Raw genomic sequence first — 20,097 nt, forward strand, 5'->3', positions numbered from 1 at the left:
CTATACCGATAGATTTATAAAGGCTGTGGACTTAAGAAATTTAGAAAGGATACCTATGTCACTCTTTTTAACCTCGATTACGAGTATCATTCCGATTATCGCTATTATTGTTTTGGGGTACATTCTTCAGGTGAGGGGATGGTTTGGAGATGACTTTGGTCCCAACCTGTCTCGTTTGATCATGAATGTAGCCTTGCCAGCGTCAATCTTTGTGTCGGTGATGAAATACCTAACACTAGATAAACTAATCAGTCTTTCTGGAGGCCTCCTTTATACTTTTGTGGCATTTATCTTAGGATATATCGTAGCTTATATTGCAGTTATGCTTTTCAAGATCCGTCCAGGACGACGAGGAACCATGATTAATACCTTTGTTAATGCCAATACTATTTTTATTGGTTTACCTTTAAACGTTGCTCTTTTTGGGGATCAGGCTCTTCCATATTTCTTAATTTACTATATCACCAACACGATTTCCACCTGGACATTGGGCGTGTATTTGATGACGAGCGACAGTAAATCGGGTCAAAGCAAGAAGACAACTAAATTTGACTGGAAGAAATTGCTACCAGCTCCGCTTGTAGGTTTTCTTGTGGCTCTACTAGTTTTGATTCTCCGAATTCCTATTCCAGATTTCGCAACGAACACCTTAACCTATGTTGGAAATATCGTCACTCCCTTATCTCTGATTTATATTGGTATCGTTCTTGCTAAGGCAGGCTTGAATACCATTGCTTTTGACAAAGATACAATTGTCACTTTGGTTGGACGCTTTATCCTAGCTCCTCTAATCATGCTTCTTGTATTGAAGTTCTTTGCACCAAATATGGCGGCAGTAGAATTTAAGACCTTTATGATTCAGTCCGCTACACCAGCTTTAGCTGTTCTCCCGATCCTTGCTAATCAAGGAAAAGGAGATGTGGAATTCTCTACGAATGTAGTGACTCTAAGTACGGTTCTATTTATCGTTGTTATTCCAATATTACAAACTTTATTAGGATAAGAAGGAAGAGGATAGGATTGAAAGTTCTGAGTTAAGAAATTTCCCTATTTAAAAAATATTGATTCAAATTTTATGAAATTAATCAGTAGATATCGTTCTGAAAATCCTTGATATTACGCTGTTTTTAGTCCAACTAAAACCCATACTTTCCAAACCAGGTCTTAAGAAAGCTCGTAAAGCTAGCCAGTTCTCAAAACGTTAATCAACACGATACTATCAACGTTTCGAAACACTTCATGGTTCACACCATGGGGTGTTTTTTGACGTTTTTTAACAAAATTCACGCCACTTTTCACACCAAATTCAGGCTCTATTCTACCATTTGTCAAGTCTATCAAGGCTTTAAGTAAAAAAAGAGTTAAGACAGTAGCTATTCTGAGGTTACTGTCTTATTTTTAACACTTTTTGATCCATAAAAGGGCATGCTAAAAAACACCTCATCTGGTACTTTTGTCAACTGTAGTGGGTTACCGAAAAGTCATACTCTGGAGAGGACAAGATTTGTTCTCTCCTTATAAACAATCGCTTCATTTTGAAAATCAGGAAAGCCTTGTTTACGGATCTAGTAAAGCAAATAATAGCCAAGAAGGCAATGCAATGTTTGGTGGCTTCTTCTTTATCGGTATCTTCCTGTCCATTATCTTTATGGTCGGTACTGTATTAGTCATCTACTACAAACAAATCTCTGAAGGATATGAAGACCGCGAACGCTTTGTAATTTTGCAAAAGGTTGGTTTGGATCAAAAGCAGATCAAGCAAACTATTAACAAGCAAATCTTGACCGTTTTCTTTCTTCCTGTAATCTTTGCCTTCCTCCATCTGGCCTTTGCTTATCATATGTTGAGCTTGATTCTAAAGGTCATTGGAGTAGTTGATGCGACCATGATGTTGACGATAACCTTATCAATCTGTGGAATCTTTGCACTCATCTATGTTTTAATCTTTATGATTACTTCAAGAAGTTATCGTAAGATTGTTCAAATGTAAAAAATAATAATGCAATAGAGTGCCTAGAATATAAACATATAAAAATAAAGGAGATAATATGAAATCTGAAAGTTATTTTGACGGAGGAATCCTAGATTATATTGGATACTCTGTCTTAGTAGCCATAATTTGCGGGCTTACCTTGGGGATCGCAACACCTTGGGCGGTTTGCATGATGCAAAATTGAAAACCAAACACACGGTAGTAGATGGTCAACGTCTGTACTTTGACGGGACTGGAGCACAACTGTTCGGTAACTGGATTAAGTGGTTTCTTCTAACCATCATCACGTTTGGGATCTATGGCTTCTGGTTGAACATAAAAATGGAGCAATGGATTGTCAAACACACTCATCATGTTTAAAGATTAAAACGGCATCTTCTTTCAGAGGAGATAACGTTTTTTCATCTTCGGATAAGGAAACAAAAATTACTTCCTTTCTCTATCTTTTAGATTAATTGATGTCTTCAGAGAAAGACTGTAAAATTTTTGATATAATGTTAAGGATGGATTGATGGATATTTAAAGGATAATTTTCAAAAGAATGACAGATGAGCATTAAAAATATGTAAGATTGGACAGAAGTCTCTCTACCATCATCCAGGCAGAAAAAATTATATGAAATAAAAGGAGTAACCAATGTCCGGAAACTATTCAACACGTGAATTCCGCGAGAAACTATATGATGACCTTCATGTTCGATTAAGAGATACAGTGATTTTGATGTGTGCGATTTTTATTGCCTCTATAGGTCTAAATATGAATTCAACAGCTGTTATTATTGGAGCCATGTTAATTTCACCTCTCATGACACCGATTGTTGGACTGGGATTCGGTTTAGCTATTTTTGATACGCGTTTAATCAAGCAATCTCTAGAGGTTTTATTGACTCAAGTGTTGGTCAGTTTGCTTGTCTCGACTCTGTATTTCTGGATTTCTCCCTTGTCTTATGCAAGTAGCGAGTTGATCGCACGAACCTCTCCAACCATTTGGGATGTTCTCATTGCTATTGCTGGTGGGATTGCTGGTGTGATCGGTTCAAGGAAAAAAGAAGCAAACAATATCGTGCCAGGAGTAGCCATTGCTACAGCTTTGATGCCGCCTATCTGTACTGCTGGCTATGGTTTAGCTAATGGGAATGTACGATTTTTATTGGGGGCTCTCTATCTTTTCTTGATCAACTGTGTCTTTATCATGCTAGCCAACATTGTTGGAACAAGAATTTTGATGAGAAAATCTCCTTTAACTTCATTTAAAGAGCTGAGCATTAAAATGAGAATTGGCTTGATTTCTTTGATTGTATTGTTGATTCTTCCAGCTAGCTATTCGGCAGTTACTCTGACAATAGAACAAGCGCGCAAAGAAGGGATCAAACAGTTTGTAGGAAAAGAGTTCGCCAATTATACGGTTATTAATCAAGTCTACAAGTCAAGTAACAATGAATTGGTCTTGACGGTTGTTGGAGATCCGATTTCAGAAGAAGAATTAGAAACACTCCACCAAAAACAAGCCTCTTACGGTATTCAATCTGTTCAATTGAAAGTCAATCAAGTCCATAATTCGACAAAATTAGACAGTGAGACGACCAAGGAATTTTACGAAAACATTGACAAGTATATCGATCAAAAACTCTCTGAAAAAGATTCACAAAACGATCTCGTAAAAGAAAATGAAGCAGACAAGGATTGAGGACGATGAACTGAATAGGTTTTTATGCCGTGTTTTTCTTGTTTGTTCTTCTTTCTTACCTATAACAAAATAAAATTGATGAATACGAGGTTTTTCTTTAGATGAAAGAAAGTACATAGAAGAAAGGGATAGTGTAAATGAGTAAAGTATTTTACTGCAAATTCAATTTATAAAAAACAACCAGAAAGAAAATATTAATTTTGCGGTTTTTCTTTCTGGTTGTTTTCTGATAACGGAGGTTTGCTCAAATGCTATAAGAAATAAATTAGGAGATATATCATCTAAAAAAATGTATGTAACAAAAAATAATTTAACTAATGGTGTGAACTTTTAGTATTTATCAGCTCAATTCGTGTATTTTTAGGATAAAGTTCACACCATTCAGATGAGATTAGTTGGAATTTAATGAAATTTTGAGTTTTGAAAACTTGTGAAAACATTGATATTACAAGCTTTTGAAATTTATTCAAAGAAAAATCTTTCAAACCAGGCCTTAAGAAAGTACGTAAAGCTTCACAATTTAGTAAGCGTTAATTCGAAAGAATTATTATACTTACAAAGAGCACCTTTCTTGGTGTTCTTTTTGTATTTTTATATTAAATTGGTGTAATTGACATAGTTGTTGCGACTTTAGTCGCTTACAAATGTGGCTGCAAACTGACAGAGTCAGTTGCCTCAATACGTTAAAATTTATTTACGTATATTCCAAGCCTCTCCTTATTGGGCTTCTTTTGTTCTATTCTGAAAAATCAATGCCTTAGCAATATAGAAAAACACCCTTATCCCTAGTTCTGCTAAAAGCATAGGATAAGAGTGTTTTTTATAAGAACGACAGATGATGATTATTCTTCGTCTTTTTTGATAATGTTTTTAACGCCTGCGATAGCACCTTCAACAGCGCCTTTTGCGTCTTCAGCAACTTCTTTCGCTTTTGAAGCTAGTTTTTCAGCAGTGCCTTCTGCTTGAGTTTTTGTATCGCCAGTAAGTTTTCCCAATCCTTCTTTGAGAGAACCTTTAGCTTGGTTGAATTTTTCTTCGATTGACATGGAAATTTCCTCCCTTTATTAAATGTATTATCTAAGTTGGATGCGGTTTGATACTCATTCAAGCGAGATAATACATACAAGTATAGACTCTTTACTAAGAAAAAGCAAATAACTGCTACGAAATGACAAAACATTTTTAATAAGTCACGACATTAATTTCGCCTTTGTCATATTCTGCAATGAAGATATCGGAGACATTTTCAAAGCCTTCTTTTTGGAGTTCGGTCATCAACCATTCTTCTGACTTACCAATAGATTCTAAAATTTCAAGCTGGACAACTCCATCCGTAATGATTGGATACTTCGGATTTTCGTCGCCAATTCTTACGATAATCAATTGACCATTTTGCTCGATGACAGCTCTTTTGACTTCTTTCAGTTGGAAGACTCCTTGGGAGCGTAATTTCAGAGCGACGTCTGATGCGGATAGGCCTTTTGAACGGCAGGCTTCAGGATATAGTTTGCCGTTTTTGATGATAATAGTTGGCTTCCCGTCAATCAGGTGTTTGATGTAGGAAACATTGGTGTTCAGCCATTTTAAGAGCAAAATCAGAATAGTCCAGATGATTAGGATGATTGCATATTGAAGGATAGTAATGGAGCTATTGTAGATGACCCCGCCGATAATGCCACCGAGAACAAAGTTTTGTACTTGGTCTGTTGCAGAGCTTGGTGCTAAATTTCCCTTACCTGTCATATTGATGACAAAAACGAGAGAAACGAGTCCCAAAGCTAACTTAATTGCAATTGTAATAAAAAAGCTCATTATTTTTCAACCTCCACGAGTTCAACGTCTGATTTGTACAGTTCCATTTTTTCCAATAAATAGCTATCCTGATCGGTTCCGCTAATAGCACGGTAGAATTGTTTGCCAACCTTAATGATAGCTCCATCTGTTGTAGCTGAAGTGTTGACGTAGACTTTTTCCTTCTCAACGCCTAATTCTTTTGAGACAACCTCAATAAAATGCAAGGAGCTACGGAATTGATTGTCATTTGACTGATTGTTTTGGAAGTTAGTAATGCTAATCAAAACAGTGGCTACTAGGGACAAGATAGAAATAATGGATAACTCACGGAACTTACTTCCTCGTTTATCTTTATAGGCCTTAAAGGCGAAAAATCCCGTCACTAAAACCAAGCAGGCTGATATAATCACCATCACCCAATTCTGCTGGCTAATCTGACTCAGTACATAGTCATATGAATAGAATTTCATAAGATCCCTCACTTTTTTTGAATTCAAGCTATTATAAAACAATTTAGCGGCTACATCAATAGCTTTATATCGGAAAAATAAGGTTTTCTAGAACTTGTTTGAAATATGAGTTTGACTGCTGGTGATCTTTCAAAAAGATACTGTATATTCTCAGGTAAAATATTTGCTTCATTCGAGTTTCCAAACTGCCAATAGAACTTGACAAAATCATTCAGAGTGCTAGAATAGGAGATAGGTAGAGGCCGATTTAGCTCAGTTGGTAGAGCAACGCACTCGTAACGCGTAGGTCACAGGTTCGATCCCTGCAATCGGCAGAAAGAAAACCAGCACCTTTTTTATGGGGTTGCTGGTTTTGTTTATATAATTCTTATAAAGAAGTAAGAAAAGTTAGGCCACCTAATATCACCCCCGCAGCATTGGGAATAATGAGGATCCAGTCTTTTTTAGGTTCTTTTGTCCAACCGTAGATAACCCAAATCAGGCAAGAAACTGCTGCGAATAGTGGTTGGAAAGGTTGAGCTTTGGATCCTTGTAAGTTTGCGATAATTTGTGGAATATAAGCGACGAATACAAGAATTCCAATAAAAGCTCCAATAGATCCGACAAAACGATTAATTTTTTGTTTTGACATACGATACCTCCTTAGCGTCCATTATATCAAAACGGAAAAAATTGTCAAATGAGACGTAAGCCAGTATGGAGAATAGGTTTTAGTTTTTATCTAAAACTAAGCGAAATAGCCAAGTGTGGTTTGAGAAGGAGCGTTAGAATTGTTCATACCTGGTTTATCCATTGTTAGGCTGGATAGAGAGCTTATGATCATAGAAATAGTAGTAAATCAGTATTGTCGTGTTGATAAAAATGGGTAATGATTAATTTCTTTGAAGCCTTATGCTGGGAAAATTCAAGATTTTTGATTTCATTTTAATCTTTTAAAATAACCACTTACTGCTCCAAATTGACCACTTACTGAAAGTCCCTTGTTTCTTTTCAAGAAATTGTTATAATGAAGATAGAAAGAGGGGAGGAGTGCTTATGAAGATTCGGATTGAGCTAGACGATCGTTTGGCTGATACAGAATTGGTGATTCGAGTATCGCGGATTGATGAGAGGATTCAGAAGATTCAAGATGCTTTGAATGAAGCGACTGCTCCAGCCATTCTCTTTTATAAGGAAAATAGTGAGTATTTTGTGGACTTGGCGGAGATTCTTTTTTTCGAGACCGATGGAGCCAAAATCTTTGCCCACGCGCGCAATGATGCCTATGAGGTCAAGTTGAAACTCTATAAGTTGGAGGAATTGCTGCCTCGCTATTTTTGCAGAATTTCCAAATCAACCATTGCTAATGCTAGGGCGATTTATTCTCTAGAAAAGTCTTTCTCGGGTACCAGTTCCGTCCAGTTTTCTGAAACGCATAAAAAAGTGCATGTTTCAAGACATTATTATCAACTACTAAAAGAAAAGTTAAGTGAAGTGAGGTAATCATCATGAAAAAAACAATTCTAGGTGTCGGTTTTTTGGTTTTAGCCGGCTGGGTTTTGCTTCAGGGAAATTTCGGTATTCCCATGTTCAATTTTAATATCTGGCCCTTACTTTTGGTCGGCATGTTTGCGTATTTTGCCTTGGAAAATTTCTTAGAGCGAGATTTTGGTGCTGCTCTGATCATGACGATTATTGCTCTGATAATTGCTAATTCTGTCTATCACTTCTTGGCAATCTCTACAGGCACCTTAGTAATGGGTGGTGTTTTGGCCTGCATTGGGCTTAACATGATTTTCAAGCCGAGAAGGATCTGGGGTGTTCGTTATTTGTCTAGAAAGGGTTTGTCTACAACGGAAGGAGAGATTTCTTTTGGTAGCGGCACTCGCTATATCAATTCGGAGAATTTCGTCCATGATAAAGTAGAATGTGTTTTTGGTAGTGCAACTGTATATTTTGATAATGCCAGAATTTTAGGCGATTCTGCTAGTTTTGATGTGGAAGTAGCCTTCGGTAGTGCGACGCTTTACATCCCAAGTAACTGGCAAGTAGAGCTAAATGTGGACAATGCTTTCGGTACAGTGGTCAATCCGCATAATGTCAATGAGAAAGACAAGACTTTATATGTGCGCGGTAACGTCGCCTTTGGATCTTTGAAGATTGTTTACATTTAAGAAAACGGATTATTGGTTAGAAATTGCAAAGTTTGGGAAAATGTACTTGCCAAACGCCAAGTTTTTTGATAATATAGTACGGTATGTGGTGCTAGCACATCCGTAATATTAGATCTAATAGGAGGAAACACACTAATGGCTAAAGTATGTTACTTTACAGGTCGTAAGACTGTATCTGGAAACAACCGCTCTCACGCGATGAACCAAACAAAACGCGCTGTTAAACCAAATCTTCAAAAAGTTACTGTTTTGATCGACGGAAAACCTAAAAAAGTTTGGGCTTCAGCTCGCGCTCTTAAGTCAGGTAAAGTTGAACGCGTTTAATACATGAAAGGGATTGGAAAGATTTATTCCTTCCCTTTTTTGTTGTTGAATTTTCAGACTAAACAGTTTATTTCTGTCCTTCCTCTTTTACACCCTGTCTAAAATATGGTAAAATAAACTATAAAATACTTTTGAGGTACAAGTGATGACTGTAAAAATCAATACAAAAGATGGTCAAATTGAGCTGACTGATGACGTGATTGCAACAATCGTTGGCGGCGCAGCAACCGAAATTTTTGGTGTGGTTGGAATGGCCAGCAAAAATGCAATTAAAGATAACTTTCAAGCTCTTTTGGGTAAAGAAAACTATGCCAAGGGTGTGGTAGTAAAAACGTCTGAGGATGGTGGTATTGCAGTTGATGTTTATACCGTTTTGAGCTACGGCATTAAAATCAGTGAAGTTTCCAAAAATATCCAAGAACGCGTTAAGTTTAGTTTGGAAAATCAACTTGGGATCACTGCCCATACAGTGAATGTCTATATCCAAAATATTAAAGTTGTAGGAGAATAATCGTGTCAAATATTACTACTAGTTTATTTCAAGAAATGGTGCAGGCGGCATCAACTCGTTTAAATAAACAGGCTGAATATGTCAATTCTTTAAATGTTTTCCCAGTTCCAGATGGTGACACAGGAACGAATATGGGCATGACCATTGAAAATGGTGCCAAAGAAGTAGCTGATAAGTCAGCTTCAACAGTTGGTGAAGTAGCCGCGATCTTTGCCAAGGGACTCTTGATGGGTGCGCGTGGGAACTCTGGTGTTATCACGTCTCAGCTCTTCCGTGGTTTTTCACAAAGCGTAAAAGGCAAAGATGAGCTTGATGGACAAGCTTTGGCCCTTGCCTTCCAATCTGGTGTAGAAGTGGCCTATAAGGCTGTTATGAAGCCAGTTGAGGGAACAATTCTGACCGTTTCTCGTGGTGCGGCCATCGGTGCTAAAAAGAAAGCTGAAGCGACAAATGATGCTGTCGAAGTTATGAAAGCGGCTCTTGAAGGAGCAAAGACTGCCCTTGCTAAAACGCCAGATATGTTGCCAGTTCTCAAAGAAGTTGGTGTTGTGGACTCTGGTGGTCAAGGTTTGGTCTTTATCTATGAAGGTTTCCTTTCTGCCCTGACTGGCGAATATATCGCATCAGAAGATTTTCAAGCGACTCCGGCTACGATGACCGAGATGATCAATGCTGAACACCACAAATCTGTAGCAGGCCATGTGGCGACAGAAGACATCACATTTGGTTATTGTACAGAAATCATGGTGGCCTTGAAGCAAGGACCAACCTATGTCAAGGACTTTGACTATGATGAATTCCGTAATTATTTGAATGAGCTTGGTGATTCCTTGCTGGTAGTTAATGATGATGAAATCGTGAAAGTGCACGTTCATACAGAAGATCCGGGTCTGGTCATGCAAGAAGGACTGAAGTATGGTAGCCTTGTCAAGGTAAAAGTGGACAATATGCGTAACCAGCACGAAGCCCAGCTTGAGAAGGAAGAAAAAGCAAGCAAGCCAGCTGAAGAAAAAGAATACGCTATTATCGCCGTAGTAGCTGGTGATGGCCTTGCTGAAATCTTCAAGGCTCAGGGCGTGGACTATATCATTTCTGGTGGTCAGACTATGAACCCTTCTACAGAGGACTTTATCAAAGCTGTTGACCAGGTGAATGCGCGCAATATCATTTTCCTACCTAACAATAAAAATATCTTCATGGCGGCTCAATCTGCGGCAGAAGTGCTTGAGCAACCGACGACTGTCATTGAGACACGTACGCTTCCTCAAGGTTTGACAAGTCTTTTGGCCTTTGATAGTGGAAAAACTATCGAAGAGAACCATGAGCGAATGACAGCGGCTTTGAGCGATGTGATTAGTGGTAGTGTTACGACAGCGGTTCGTGATACGACCATTGATGGCCTCGAAATCCATGAAAATGATAACTTGGGTATGGTTGATGGCAAAATCCTTGTGTCAAATCCAGATATGTTGACAACTCTGAAGGCAACCTTTGCGAAGATGTTGGATGAGGACAGTGAAATTGTTTCCATCTATATCGGTGAAGATGGTGACGAGGAATTGGCAAATGGCTTGGCTCAAGATCTGATGGAAGAATATGAAGATCTAGAAGTTGAGATCCACCAAGGAAATCAGCCAGTTTATCCATATATTTTCAGTGTAGAATAATTTATTTGGGAGTGGGACAGAAATCGGTAATTCGTTAGAATTCGATTTCGTCGTCCTACCTCCGCACAGTTGAGTAGGGCTGTAAAAGCTGATGAAATCAGCGTAGTAGAGCCCACTCAACCACTGCGTCTTGCTCGACAATCCAAAGACAATTGAGAGGCTAGGACTTTTGCCCCAGCCTCTTTGATTTTTTTATATGTAAGATTTAGACAAGATAATGGTATTATGGTATACTGGAAAAAATAAAAAGAAAAGGTGTACTATGAAAAAGTTATTTATTCTTGTTATTTCTGCTTCTGTATTATTGACAGGTTGCGTATTTCCAAAATATGGCAAGCATCGTCCGAAAGTTCCAGCTGAATCAAAAGTTGCTAAAACAAGTTCTAGCTCGAGCTCAAGCTCAAGTGACTCCTCTACGAGTGCTTCTTCTGAAAGTACAGCTATTGTCTCCAAAACCTTGGTCGGAGACCTCAAAGGCATCCATCATCGTGATACGGTGACCTATCGAGGAGACAAACTCTTGAAACTTCGAATGGAGCTGTTGAGTAATTTGCCAGAAGAAGCGAGTGGAGCTGCAGCTACTATGAGCCCAGAGGAAATGACCGCTATCATTCGAGAAGGAATGGAATCAGAACCAAACTATGTGGAAGCTAAGAATATGGAAGGAGTGACGATTGAATACTCCGTAACAGCTGATAAGAAATTACAGGCCATAGTTGATCTGGATTTTGAGAAAATGGATGTAGCGAAAGCAGCAAGCCTATCTTTCTTTAAAGACTTGGGACTTAATGACATAAAAGACACCTCTCCTTCAATGTTTATTTTAGGTATGAAATTAGGCGGCTTGAAAGAAGAATAAGAGTGTATAAAGGCGAGTCATCTCGTCTTTTTTTGCTGTCTAGAAACCATGACATTTGTCATATGGTCTAGTGACAAAATCATCTAGTCGGAAGATGCAGGAAGTTTTATAATACAAGTAAGAAATGAAGAAATAGGGAGTAGTCACATGAAAATATGGTTGATAAAAGTAGCAGTCTTGAGTCTTGTTGGGATGATGTTTTATCAGTTGGCGAGAATGAGCGGAGCAGCTCTTTACCGCTTTCCTTGGGAGATTTTCGCTAGCTTGGGAATGGCTAGCTACGTCCTAAAGGAAGTGGCTAAGTTAAGCAAAAGGGGAAAGTAGAAATGAAAAAATACTTGTCCATCTTATTCATTGGAGTTGCAATGGGTGTATGGTGTTTTCAGATGATACCGGGTTTTCTGTTGGAATTTCTACCCCGGCAATTTTATATAGGAGTAGGGGGAGTGATTCTAGTTGTCTTTGTCATCTGGCCGCTCATCTATGATTTTATTAAGGAGGAAGATCATGAAATTGATTGAAGTGAAAAAGCTATCTAAAAGCATTCGGGGGAAGGAAATCTTGCGTCACATTTCCTTTGACATTGAAGAAGGGGATTGTGTGGCTCTGATTGGCCCCAACGGAGCTGGTAAAACAACTCTGATGGATTGTCTCCTAGGCGATAAATTCCTGACTTCTGGTCAAGCACTGGTTCAAGGCTTAAAGCCAACGGATAATCGTTTGAAAGAGATGGTTGCCATTTTGCCTCAGGAAAATACAGTGGTGGGGGATTTGAAAGTCAAGGAACTCCTCGCTTTCTTTCGCTCTATCTATCCTAACAGCTTGTCTGAAGAGGAAATCGATGCCTTGTTGGGCTTTTCTGACAAGCAAAAGAACCAGCTAGCTTCCAAGCTCTCTGGTGGTCAAAAACGCCTCTTCTCCTTTATTTTAGCCTTGATTGGCCGTCCAAAGATTCTCTTCTTGGATGAGCCGACATCGGCTATGGATACCTCGACCCGCCAGCACTTCTGGGAAATTGTGGATCAGCTCAAGAAGCAAGGCGTGACTATTGTCTATTCTTCCCACTATATTGAAGAAGTGGAGCATACGGCTGATAGGATTTTGGTGCTCCATAAGGGAGAGCTAATCCGCGATACCACGCCTTATGCCATGCGCAAGGAAGAGCAGGAAAAGCACTTCACCCTGCCCCTTTCCTATAAAGAAGTTGTGGAAAAGATAGCTGGTGTGACAGAGATTGAAATCAAGCAAAAGGCCTTATCCTTTGCGACCAAGGATGCCAGTCAGGTCTGGCAAATTCTGCAGGAGCATGGCTGTACGATTGAAGAAATCGAAGTCCGCAATCGCACCCTGCTGGATAGCATTTTTGAGACGACACAAGAGTAAAGGAGAAACATCATGAAAAATATGGTTAGTTTAATGAAAATGGAGTTGATTTTGATGAAGCGGCAGGCGGCTTACTACCTGCTCTCTATCGGTCTGCCCAGCGTGTTCTATCTGATCTTTTCAGGGATAATGTCAGGTTCTGATGTACCGACGCTTGCGCTCCATACCTACCTCTTTTCTATGACCGTTTTTAGTATCATGTCCAGTGCTTTTTTCAGTATTCCCAGTACCTTGCAGTCGGACAAGACCAATAACTGGCAAAAAATGATTCAGCATTCGCCCGTTTCTATGGTAGAATATTATATATCCAAGCTTTTCAGTACTTTGTTGACCTTTCTGCTTTCCATTATCGTGGTCTTCTCTGTCGGACATTTCGTTCGTGGAGTCAATGTGCCCATGATGGACTGGCTAATGATTGCACTGATTCTTTTGATCGGTAGTCTGGTCTTTATCGCCATGGGCGTCTTGGTCAGTCTCCTGCCCAGTGCCCAGCTTATGTCGGTCGTAGGCAATATCGTTTATATGGCTTTAGCGGTCTTGGGTGGGCTTTGGTTTCCACTGACTATGTTTCCAGACTGGTTGCAATCTATCGGCAAGCTAACTCCGAGTTACCAGCTCATGCAGGTGGTTTCTGCCTATTTGGAACACCATGACTGGAATCTTTCTGCCATGCTAATCGTCCTGGTCTATACCATTTTCTTTAGCATTTTAGTCCTTCAGCTCAAAAAACGGATTGAGGTTAAATAATTCTATGTGGGAAAAGTTCAAAAACATACATCATATGTTTCATATTTCTCTGGTCTTTATCATCTTTCCAATAGCGGGTGTCATCAGCGGTGAATACCCGCTTTTGACTTTGCTTTGGACAGCATTGTTTATAGGGGCTTACTATACCATCCTCACAGAGAAAAAGCCTTTCTACCAGGCTCTGTCCTGGTGGATCATGCTTGCCTACATTTTTTATACTCCCATTTGGCTGAGTGTGGGCTTCGTGTGGTATATTTTTTATTTGTCCAATCTTCTAGTTTATCATTATAAGGAAATTTCCTTTACATCTTGGCGCTTTTGGAGTTTCTTAGCTATACAACCGGCTCTTCTAGTCGGGTTGTATCTGCAACATCAATTGAACACTGGCTATCTGGTCTTTTTCTCAACGACCTTTCTCTTTTCGGATTTCTTGACGCTGGGTCTGCACCGTATCCAAGTTGCTGAACAGCTTAAGGAAGAAAAAAGCAAGCAAAATGCCCAGCTCAATCTTTTCTTAGCGGAAAATGAGCGCAATCGAATCGGACGGGATTTACACGATAGTCTGGGACATACCTTTGCCATGCTTAGTGTCAAGACGGAGCTGGCCCAGCAATTCCTACAAATGAAGGCTTATGAGCAGGCGGAGAAAGAGATGGAGGAAGTGCGACGGATCAGTAAGCAGGCCATGGCTGATGTTCGACGGATTGTAGACAATCTCAAGACGCGGACGCTGGATGAAGAATTAAATACAATCCGAACCATGCTGGAAATGAGTGCTATTGACTTGGAGCTTCATAATCAGCTCAATGTAGCCAGTATCCCTACGGAAATGCAGTTTACAATTAGTATGATTTTATTGGAATTAGCAACCAATATTATCAAGCATGCGGAGGCTGAGAAGTCCAGGATTGATTTGTATAGTCAGGATCGAGATTTAATATTGGAAGTTGAAGATGACGGCCGAGGCTTTAAGCAAGTGACGGGCCAAGACTTGCATTCGGTACGTGAGCGCTTGGAGGGGCTTGATGGTAGCGTGGAGGTCATCAGCAATCACAAGCCAACCATTATTCTCGTGCGCTTGCCATATAGGATTAGAGGAGACGAGCGATGAAGTTATTATTAGCAGAAGACCAGAGTATGCTGCGGGATGCCCTTAGCCAGCTCTTGCAGTTGCAGCCGGATGTTGCTAGTGTTTCTCAAGCGGCAGACGGTCGTGAAGCTATTGAGCTACTTAAGACCAATCCAGTCGATGTGGCTATCTTGGATGTAGAAATGCCTTATCAGACAGGGCTGGATGTCCTAGAATGGATCAAGGAATACCAGCCAACTGTCAAGGTTATCATTGTGACAACTTTTAAGCGTCCAGGCTATTTTGAGCGAGCGGTTAAGGCGGATGTGGATGCCTATGTACTCAAGGAACGTAGCATTGCGGATCTGATGAAAACTATTCACACGGTCTTGGCTGGGCAGAAAGAATACTCACCTGAACTTATGGAAGTGCTGATGACTCATAAAAATCCCCTCTCTCATCAGGAGCTTCTAGTCTTAGAGGCAGCAGCAACTGGGCTTTCTAATAAAGAAATTGCTGAAAAACTCTATTTATCAAATGGAACTATTCGTAACTATATGTCGGCCATCCTGACCAAGCTAGCAGCTGACAATCGTACGGAAGCTGTCCGGATTGCTCAAGAACAAGGATGGATATAAAATAATTATCTCGCTACATTCGGATTTAGCGGGATTTTCTTATCTTTTTCAATCAGAATGAAAAAAAACATCCGCGATACTTGCAATTTTTTTCAAAAATGTTATCATAGTAGAAAGCTTTTTGAATTTTTAGAAAATTGTAAATAAATGAAAGGGGAAATATGGAAAGAATCCAATTAGAAACTCCTAAGTCCGGCTCGCAGCTGGTCTTGGAAACCTTGAAGAATCTTGGTGTTGATACTATTTTTGGCTATCCTGGTGGTGCAGTCTTGCCCCTCTATGATGCTATTTATAGCTTTAAAGGTATCCGCCATATTCTTGGTCGCCATGAGCAAGGGTGTGTTCATGAAGCAGAAGGCTACGCTAAGTCTACTGGGAAAATTGGTGTGGCCGTTGTAACTAGTGGTCCGGGGGCAACCAATGCCATTACTGGGATCGCCGACGCTATGAGTGACAGTGTTCCCCTTTTGGTTTTTACTGGGCAGGTAGCGACACCAGGCATTGGTAAGGATGCCTTTCAAGAAGCCGACATTGTCGGTATTACTACTCCTATCACTAAGTACAATTATCAGGTACGGGAGACGGCAGACATACCAAGAATCATTACGGAGGCTATTCATATTGCGACCACAGGTCGTCCAGGGCCAGTCGTTATTGATTTGCCAAAGGATGTCTCAGCTCTGGATACAGACTTTATCTATGACACTCAGTTGCATCTGCCAAGCTATCAACCAACAATTGAGCCTAATGAATTACAAATTAAGAAGATTCTTAAACAGCTTTCTAAGGCTAAGAAACCTGTTCTTCTTTCTGGTGGCGGTATTAGCTATGCAGGAGCAGCAGCGGAGATGGTTGCTTTTGCGGAGCGGTATCAGATTCCAGTAGTGACCTCATTGTTGGGACAGGGAACGATTGCGACAGATCATCCTTTGTTCTTAGGTATGGGTGGCATGCATGGTTCTTTCGCGGCTAATATTGCGATGACGGAAGCGGACTTCATGATTAGTATTGGTTGTCGTTTTGATGACCGTCTGACTGGTAATCCTAAGACCTTTGCTAAAAGTGCTAAGGTGGCCCACATTGATATCGATCCAGCAGAGATCGGTAAAATCATCAGCGTGGATATTCCTATTGTAGGAGATGCCAAGAAAGCTTTGCAAATGTTGCTTGAAGAAGAACAGGTGCACAACAATACCAGTAAGTGGATAGAAAAGGTGACACGAGACAAGGAGCGGGTGCGCTCCTATGATAAGAAGGAACGAGTTGTCCAACCTCAGGCTGTTATTGAGCGCGTGGGTGAGTTGACCAAGGGCGACGCCATTGTGGTCACGGATGTTGGCCAGCACCAAATGTGGACAGCCCAGTACTATCCTTATCGCAACGAACGTCAGTTAGTTACGTCTGGTGGTCTTGGAACCATGGGCTTTGGTGTTCCAGCAGCGATTGGAGCAAAGATTGCCAATCCTGATAAGGAAGTGGTTCTCTTCGTTGGAGACGGCGGCTACCAGATGACCAATCAAGAAATGGCCATCCTAAATATCTATAAGATTCCGATTAAGGTCATCATGCTCAATAATCATTCGCTAGGTATGGTTCGCCAGTGGCAGGAAGCCTTCTATGATGGTCGTACCTCCGAGTCAGTCTTTGACAGTTTGCCAGATTTTCAGCTCATGGCTCAGGCTTATGGTGTCAAATCCTATAAATTTGATAATCCCGAGACCATTGCTCAAGATTTGGAAGTCCTAAAGGAAGATATACCGATGTTTATCGAGGTAGATATTTCTCGCAAGGAGCACGTTCTTCCAATGGTGCCGGCCGGCAAGAGCAATCATGAGATGTTGGGGGTGAAGTTCCATGCGTAGAATGTTGACAGCTAAACTCCAGAATCGTTCGGGTGTTCTGAATCGCTTCACTGGTGTGCTTTCCAGACGTCAGGTCAATATCGAAAGTATCTCCGTTGGTGCGACCGAGGATGAAAATGTTTCTCGGATCACCATTATCATTGATGTAAATTCCCTCAATGAAGTGGAGCAGATTATTAAGCAGCTTAATCGCCAGATTGATGTGATTCGGGTGCGAGATATTACAGATCATCCTCACCTAGAGCGAGAAGTTATTTTGATCAAGGTATCAGCACCGGTTGCTAAGCGTGCAGAAATCTTGGCCATTATCCAGCCTTTCCGGGCAACGGTAGTCGATGTGGCGCCAAGCTCGATCACTATCCAGATGACGGGCGATGCAGAAAAGAGCGAAGCGCTCTTACGAGTCATCCGTCCTTACGGCATTCGCAATATCGCACGGACTGGAGCAACTGGTTTTACCCGCGATTAAACGCAACCTTTAATTTGTTAAAACAGCCTAACAGGCAATAAAAATAGAAAAGAGAGTAAACATTATGGCAGTAACAATGGAATACGAAAAAGATGTAAAAGTAGCAGCACTTGACGGTAAAAAGATCGCCGTTATTGGTTATGGTTCACAAGGTCATGCTCATGCACAAAACTTGCGTGATACAGGTCATGATGTGATTATCGGTGTTCGTTCTGGTAAGTCATTTGACAAAGCTAAAGAAGATGGCTTCGACACATACACAGTAGCAGAAGCAGCTAAATTGGCTGATGTTATCATGATCTTGGCACCAGATGAAATCCAACAAGAACTTTACGAAACAGAAATCGCTCCTAACTTGGAAGCTGGTAACGCAGTTGGCTTTGCTCATGGTTTCAATATCCACTTTGAATTTATCAAAGTTCCTGCAGATGTAGATGTCTTCATGTGTGCACCAAAAGGTCCTGGTCACTTGGTTCGACGTACTTTTGAAGAAGGCTTCGGTGTTCCAGCTCTTTACGCGGTATATCAAGATGCTACTGGAAATGCCAAAGACATCGCTATGGACTGGTGTAAAGGTGTTGGTGCAGCTCGTGTTGGTTTGCTTGAAACAACTTATAAAGAAGAAACTGAAGAAGATTTGTTTGGTGAACAGGCTGTACTTTGTGGTGGTTTGACTGCCCTTATCGAAGCAGGTTTTGAAGTCTTGACAGAAGCAGGCTATGCTCCAGAATTGGCTTACTTTGAAGTGCTGCACGAAATGAAACTCATCGTTGACTTGATCTATGAAGGTGGATTCAAGAAAATGCGTCAATCTATTTCAAACACTGCTGAATATGGTGACTATGTATCAGGTCCACGTGTGATTACAGAGCAAGTCAAAGAAAACATGAAAGCAGTTCTTGCAGATATCCAAAATGGTAAATTTGCAAATGACTTTGTAAATGACTATAAAGCTGGACGTCCAAAACTCACTGCTTACCGTGAACAAGCAGCTAACCTTGAAATTGAAAAAGTCGGTGCAGAATTGCGTAAAGCAATGCCATTCGTTGGTAAAAATGACGACGATGCTTTCAAGATCTACAACTAAGATTGTGTGGAAAACTCAGCTGGTATCCCAGCTGAGTTTGTTTACCTCATTTGGAAAGGAAAAGGAATGTTAACAGCAAAAGATATCGTCCGTGCTCATAAGGTATTAAAAGATGTTGTTGTCAATACACCGCTTGATTATGATCATTACTTGTCAGAGAAGTACGGGGCAAAGATTTATCTTAAAAAGGAAAATGCCCAACGTGTCCGTTCTTTCAAAATCCGTGGTGCCTATTATGCTATTTCACAGTTGAGCAAGGAAGAGCGAGAGCGTGGGGTTGTCTGCGCTTCTGCGGGCAATCACGCTCAGGGTGTCTCATACACCTGTAATGAAATGAAAATCCCAGCGACTATTTTTATGCCTATCACAACTCCTCAACAAAAAATTGGACAGGTTCGTTTCTTTGGTGGCGATTTTGTTACGATTAAGCTAGTAGGAGATACTTTTGATGCTTCTGCTCGGGCGGCTATGGAATTCACTCGGATGGAAAATCGGACTTTCATCGATCCTTTTGATGATGCTCATGTTCAAGCAGGTCAGGGAACGGTTGCTTATGAAATCCTAGAAGATACAGCTCGGGAGTCCATCGATTTAGACTTGGTCTTGGTACCAGTAGGAGGCGGTGGTCTCATCGCAGGAGTATCCACTTACATTAAGGAAAGCCAGCCACAAATTGAAGTGATTGGGGTAGAGGCCAATGGCGCCCGCAGTATGAGAGCAGCTTTTGAAGCAGGCGGTCCTGTCAAACTCAATGAAATTGACAAATTTGCGGACGGTATCGCAGTCCAGAAGGTCGGTGCGACCACTTACGAAGCAACGAAAAAGAATGTTGAAACCCTCATCGGGGTTGATGAAGGCTTGATTTCAGAAACCTTGATTGATCTTTATTCTAAACAAGGAATCATCGCAGAGCCTGCTGGTGCAGCTAGCGTGGCGGCCTTGGAAGTGTTGCGAGAATATATCAAAGGAAAAACTGTCTGCTGTATCATTTCGGGAGGAAATAATGACATTAACCGTATGCCTGAAATGGAAGAGCGTGCCCTCATTTATGATGGGATCAAGCATTATTTTGTAGTAAATTTCCCGCAGCGGCCTGGTGCCTTACGTGAATTTGTAAATGATATTTTAGGGCCAAATGATGACATCACTCGATTTGAATACATCAAGCGAGCCAGCAAAGGAACCGGACCAGTCCTGATTGGGATTGCTCTGGCCAATAAACATGACTATGCAGGCCTGATCAATCGAATCGAACATTTTGATCCTTCCTTCATCAATCTAAACGGAAATGAAACGCTTTATAACATGTTAGTCTGATCCTAAAAATATTTTAGTAAAACCCCACTTTTTAATTGCAAGTGAGTGAGGACTGTGCTAGAATATAC

The 20,097-nt window shown here is 40.6% G+C and carries 21 protein-coding genes, 1 tRNA gene and 2 pseudogenes; 20 read left to right on the forward strand and 4 right to left on the reverse strand.

The window, feature by feature from the left end:
- Window positions 1-55 precede the first annotated feature (55 nt).
- From O3651_RS09180 to O3651_RS09195, 4 genes and pseudogenes are all read left to right on the forward strand, one after another.
- The gene (locus O3651_RS09180) at window positions 56-1,003 is read left to right on the forward strand and encodes an AEC family transporter (protein ID WP_371610234.1); all 948 of its coding nucleotides are present in this window, start codon (window positions 56-58) and stop codon (window positions 1,001-1,003) included.
- Window positions 1,004-1,549: 546 nt separating this feature from the next.
- Window positions 1,550-1,990: pseudogene (locus O3651_RS09185) on the forward strand (ABC transporter); the annotation flags it as partial.
- A 58-nt stretch (window positions 1,991-2,048) separates the two neighbouring features.
- A pseudogene (locus O3651_RS09190) lies at window positions 2,049-2,353 on the forward strand (DUF898 family protein).
- Window positions 2,354-2,629: 276 nt separating this feature from the next.
- Window positions 2,630-3,679 (forward strand): DUF389 domain-containing protein, encoded by a 1,050-nt coding sequence (locus O3651_RS09195; RefSeq protein ID WP_371610235.1) that lies wholly within the window; start codon window positions 2,630-2,632, stop codon window positions 3,677-3,679.
- An 842-nt stretch (window positions 3,680-4,521) separates the two neighbouring features.
- Here the strand turns inward: O3651_RS09195 and O3651_RS09200 are convergent.
- The 3 genes from O3651_RS09200 to O3651_RS09210 all read right to left on the reverse strand — a co-directional run bounded on the left by O3651_RS09200 (window position 4,522) and on the right by O3651_RS09210 (window position 5,943).
- A complete protein-coding gene (locus tag O3651_RS09200) occupies window positions 4,522-4,725 on the reverse strand; it encodes a CsbD family protein (RefSeq protein ID WP_048766472.1) in 204 nt (67 codons plus the stop codon).
- 136 nt (window positions 4,726-4,861) lie between these two features.
- On the reverse strand, window positions 4,862-5,491 hold the full coding sequence (locus O3651_RS09205) for a DUF421 domain-containing protein (protein ID WP_371610236.1): 630 nt from the start codon (window positions 5,489-5,491) through the stop codon (window positions 4,862-4,864).
- On the reverse strand, window positions 5,491-5,943 hold the full coding sequence (locus O3651_RS09210) for a DUF3290 family protein (protein ID WP_048792275.1): 453 nt from the start codon (window positions 5,941-5,943) through the stop codon (window positions 5,491-5,493). Before O3651_RS09210 ends, O3651_RS09205 begins: the two co-directional genes overlap by 1 nt.
- 241 nt (window positions 5,944-6,184) lie before the next feature.
- On the opposite strand from O3651_RS09210, the gene O3651_RS09215 reads away from it, so the two are divergent.
- Window positions 6,185-6,257 (forward strand) — tRNA-Thr (locus O3651_RS09215).
- A 53-nt stretch (window positions 6,258-6,310) separates the two neighbouring features.
- Here O3651_RS09215 and O3651_RS09220 read toward each other — a convergent pair.
- Complete coding sequence (locus tag O3651_RS09220) at window positions 6,311-6,574, reverse strand: SemiSWEET family transporter (protein ID WP_005591744.1); 264 nt, start codon at window positions 6,572-6,574, stop codon at window positions 6,311-6,313.
- 404 nt (window positions 6,575-6,978) lie between these two features.
- On the opposite strand from O3651_RS09220, the gene O3651_RS09225 reads away from it, so the two are divergent.
- The 15 genes from O3651_RS09225 to ilvA all read left to right on the forward strand — a co-directional run bounded on the left by O3651_RS09225 (window position 6,979) and on the right by ilvA (window position 20,029).
- The gene (locus O3651_RS09225) at window positions 6,979-7,425 is read left to right on the forward strand and encodes a LytTR family DNA-binding domain-containing protein (RefSeq protein WP_062123568.1); all 447 of its coding nucleotides are present in this window, start codon (window positions 6,979-6,981) and stop codon (window positions 7,423-7,425) included.
- A 5-nt stretch (window positions 7,426-7,430) separates the two neighbouring features.
- Window positions 7,431-8,096 (forward strand): hypothetical protein, encoded by a 666-nt coding sequence (locus O3651_RS09230; RefSeq protein ID WP_148888637.1) that lies wholly within the window; start codon window positions 7,431-7,433, stop codon window positions 8,094-8,096.
- Between the two features lie 135 nt (window positions 8,097-8,231).
- Entirely contained in the window at window positions 8,232-8,420 is a 189-nt protein-coding gene (rpmB, locus tag O3651_RS09235; RefSeq protein WP_001140948.1) for a 50S ribosomal protein L28, read from the forward strand.
- 145 nt (window positions 8,421-8,565) lie between these two features.
- Window positions 8,566-8,931: an Asp23/Gls24 family envelope stress response protein gene (locus O3651_RS09240; protein WP_005591747.1), complete on the forward strand. Its 366-nt coding sequence runs from the start codon at window positions 8,566-8,568 to the stop codon at window positions 8,929-8,931.
- A gap of 2 nt (window positions 8,932-8,933) precedes the next feature.
- Window positions 8,934-10,598 (forward strand): DAK2 domain-containing protein, encoded by a 1,665-nt coding sequence (locus tag O3651_RS09245; protein ID WP_371610237.1) that lies wholly within the window; start codon window positions 8,934-8,936, stop codon window positions 10,596-10,598.
- A 262-nt stretch (window positions 10,599-10,860) separates the two neighbouring features.
- The gene (locus O3651_RS09250) at window positions 10,861-11,457 is read left to right on the forward strand and encodes an SP0191 family lipoprotein (protein WP_223367915.1); all 597 of its coding nucleotides are present in this window, start codon (window positions 10,861-10,863) and stop codon (window positions 11,455-11,457) included.
- Window positions 11,458-11,604: 147 nt separating this feature from the next.
- Window positions 11,605-11,781, forward strand: coding sequence for a hypothetical protein (locus O3651_RS09255; protein ID WP_193388954.1), 177 nt, complete (start codon window positions 11,605-11,607; stop codon window positions 11,779-11,781).
- Window positions 11,782-11,964: 183 nt separating this feature from the next.
- Window positions 11,965-12,840: an ABC transporter ATP-binding protein gene (locus tag O3651_RS09260; RefSeq protein WP_048766458.1), complete on the forward strand. Its 876-nt coding sequence runs from the start codon at window positions 11,965-11,967 to the stop codon at window positions 12,838-12,840.
- Between the two features lie 12 nt (window positions 12,841-12,852).
- Window positions 12,853-13,587, forward strand: a complete 735-nt coding sequence (locus O3651_RS09265) for an ABC transporter permease (protein WP_048766455.1) — start codon at window positions 12,853-12,855, stop codon at window positions 13,585-13,587.
- A gap of 4 nt (window positions 13,588-13,591) precedes the next feature.
- Entirely contained in the window at window positions 13,592-14,698 is a 1,107-nt protein-coding gene (locus O3651_RS09270) for a sensor histidine kinase (RefSeq protein ID WP_048766453.1), read from the forward strand.
- Window positions 14,695-15,294 (forward strand): response regulator transcription factor, encoded by a 600-nt coding sequence (locus O3651_RS09275; RefSeq protein WP_048766451.1) that lies wholly within the window; start codon window positions 14,695-14,697, stop codon window positions 15,292-15,294. The genes O3651_RS09270 and O3651_RS09275 overlap by 4 nt, the downstream gene beginning before the upstream one ends.
- A 161-nt stretch (window positions 15,295-15,455) precedes the next feature.
- Window positions 15,456-17,156, forward strand: coding sequence for an acetolactate synthase large subunit (locus O3651_RS09280; protein WP_048766450.1), 1,701 nt, complete (start codon window positions 15,456-15,458; stop codon window positions 17,154-17,156).
- A complete protein-coding gene (gene ilvN / locus O3651_RS09285) occupies window positions 17,149-17,625 on the forward strand; it encodes an acetolactate synthase small subunit (protein ID WP_005591757.1) in 477 nt (158 codons plus the stop codon). Before O3651_RS09280 ends, ilvN begins: the two co-directional genes overlap by 8 nt.
- 64 nt (window positions 17,626-17,689) lie before the next feature.
- Complete coding sequence (gene ilvC / locus O3651_RS09290) at window positions 17,690-18,712, forward strand: ketol-acid reductoisomerase (RefSeq protein WP_048766447.1); 1,023 nt, start codon at window positions 17,690-17,692, stop codon at window positions 18,710-18,712.
- A 66-nt stretch (window positions 18,713-18,778) separates the two neighbouring features.
- Window positions 18,779-20,029, forward strand: coding sequence for a threonine ammonia-lyase IlvA (gene ilvA, locus O3651_RS09295; protein WP_371610238.1), 1,251 nt, complete (start codon window positions 18,779-18,781; stop codon window positions 20,027-20,029).
- The last annotated feature ends 68 nt before the right edge of the window (window positions 20,030-20,097 follow it).

It is taken from the genome of Streptococcus sp. 27098_8_73 (assembly GCF_041432495.1).
Lineage (GTDB): Bacteria > Bacillota > Bacilli > Lactobacillales > Streptococcaceae > Streptococcus.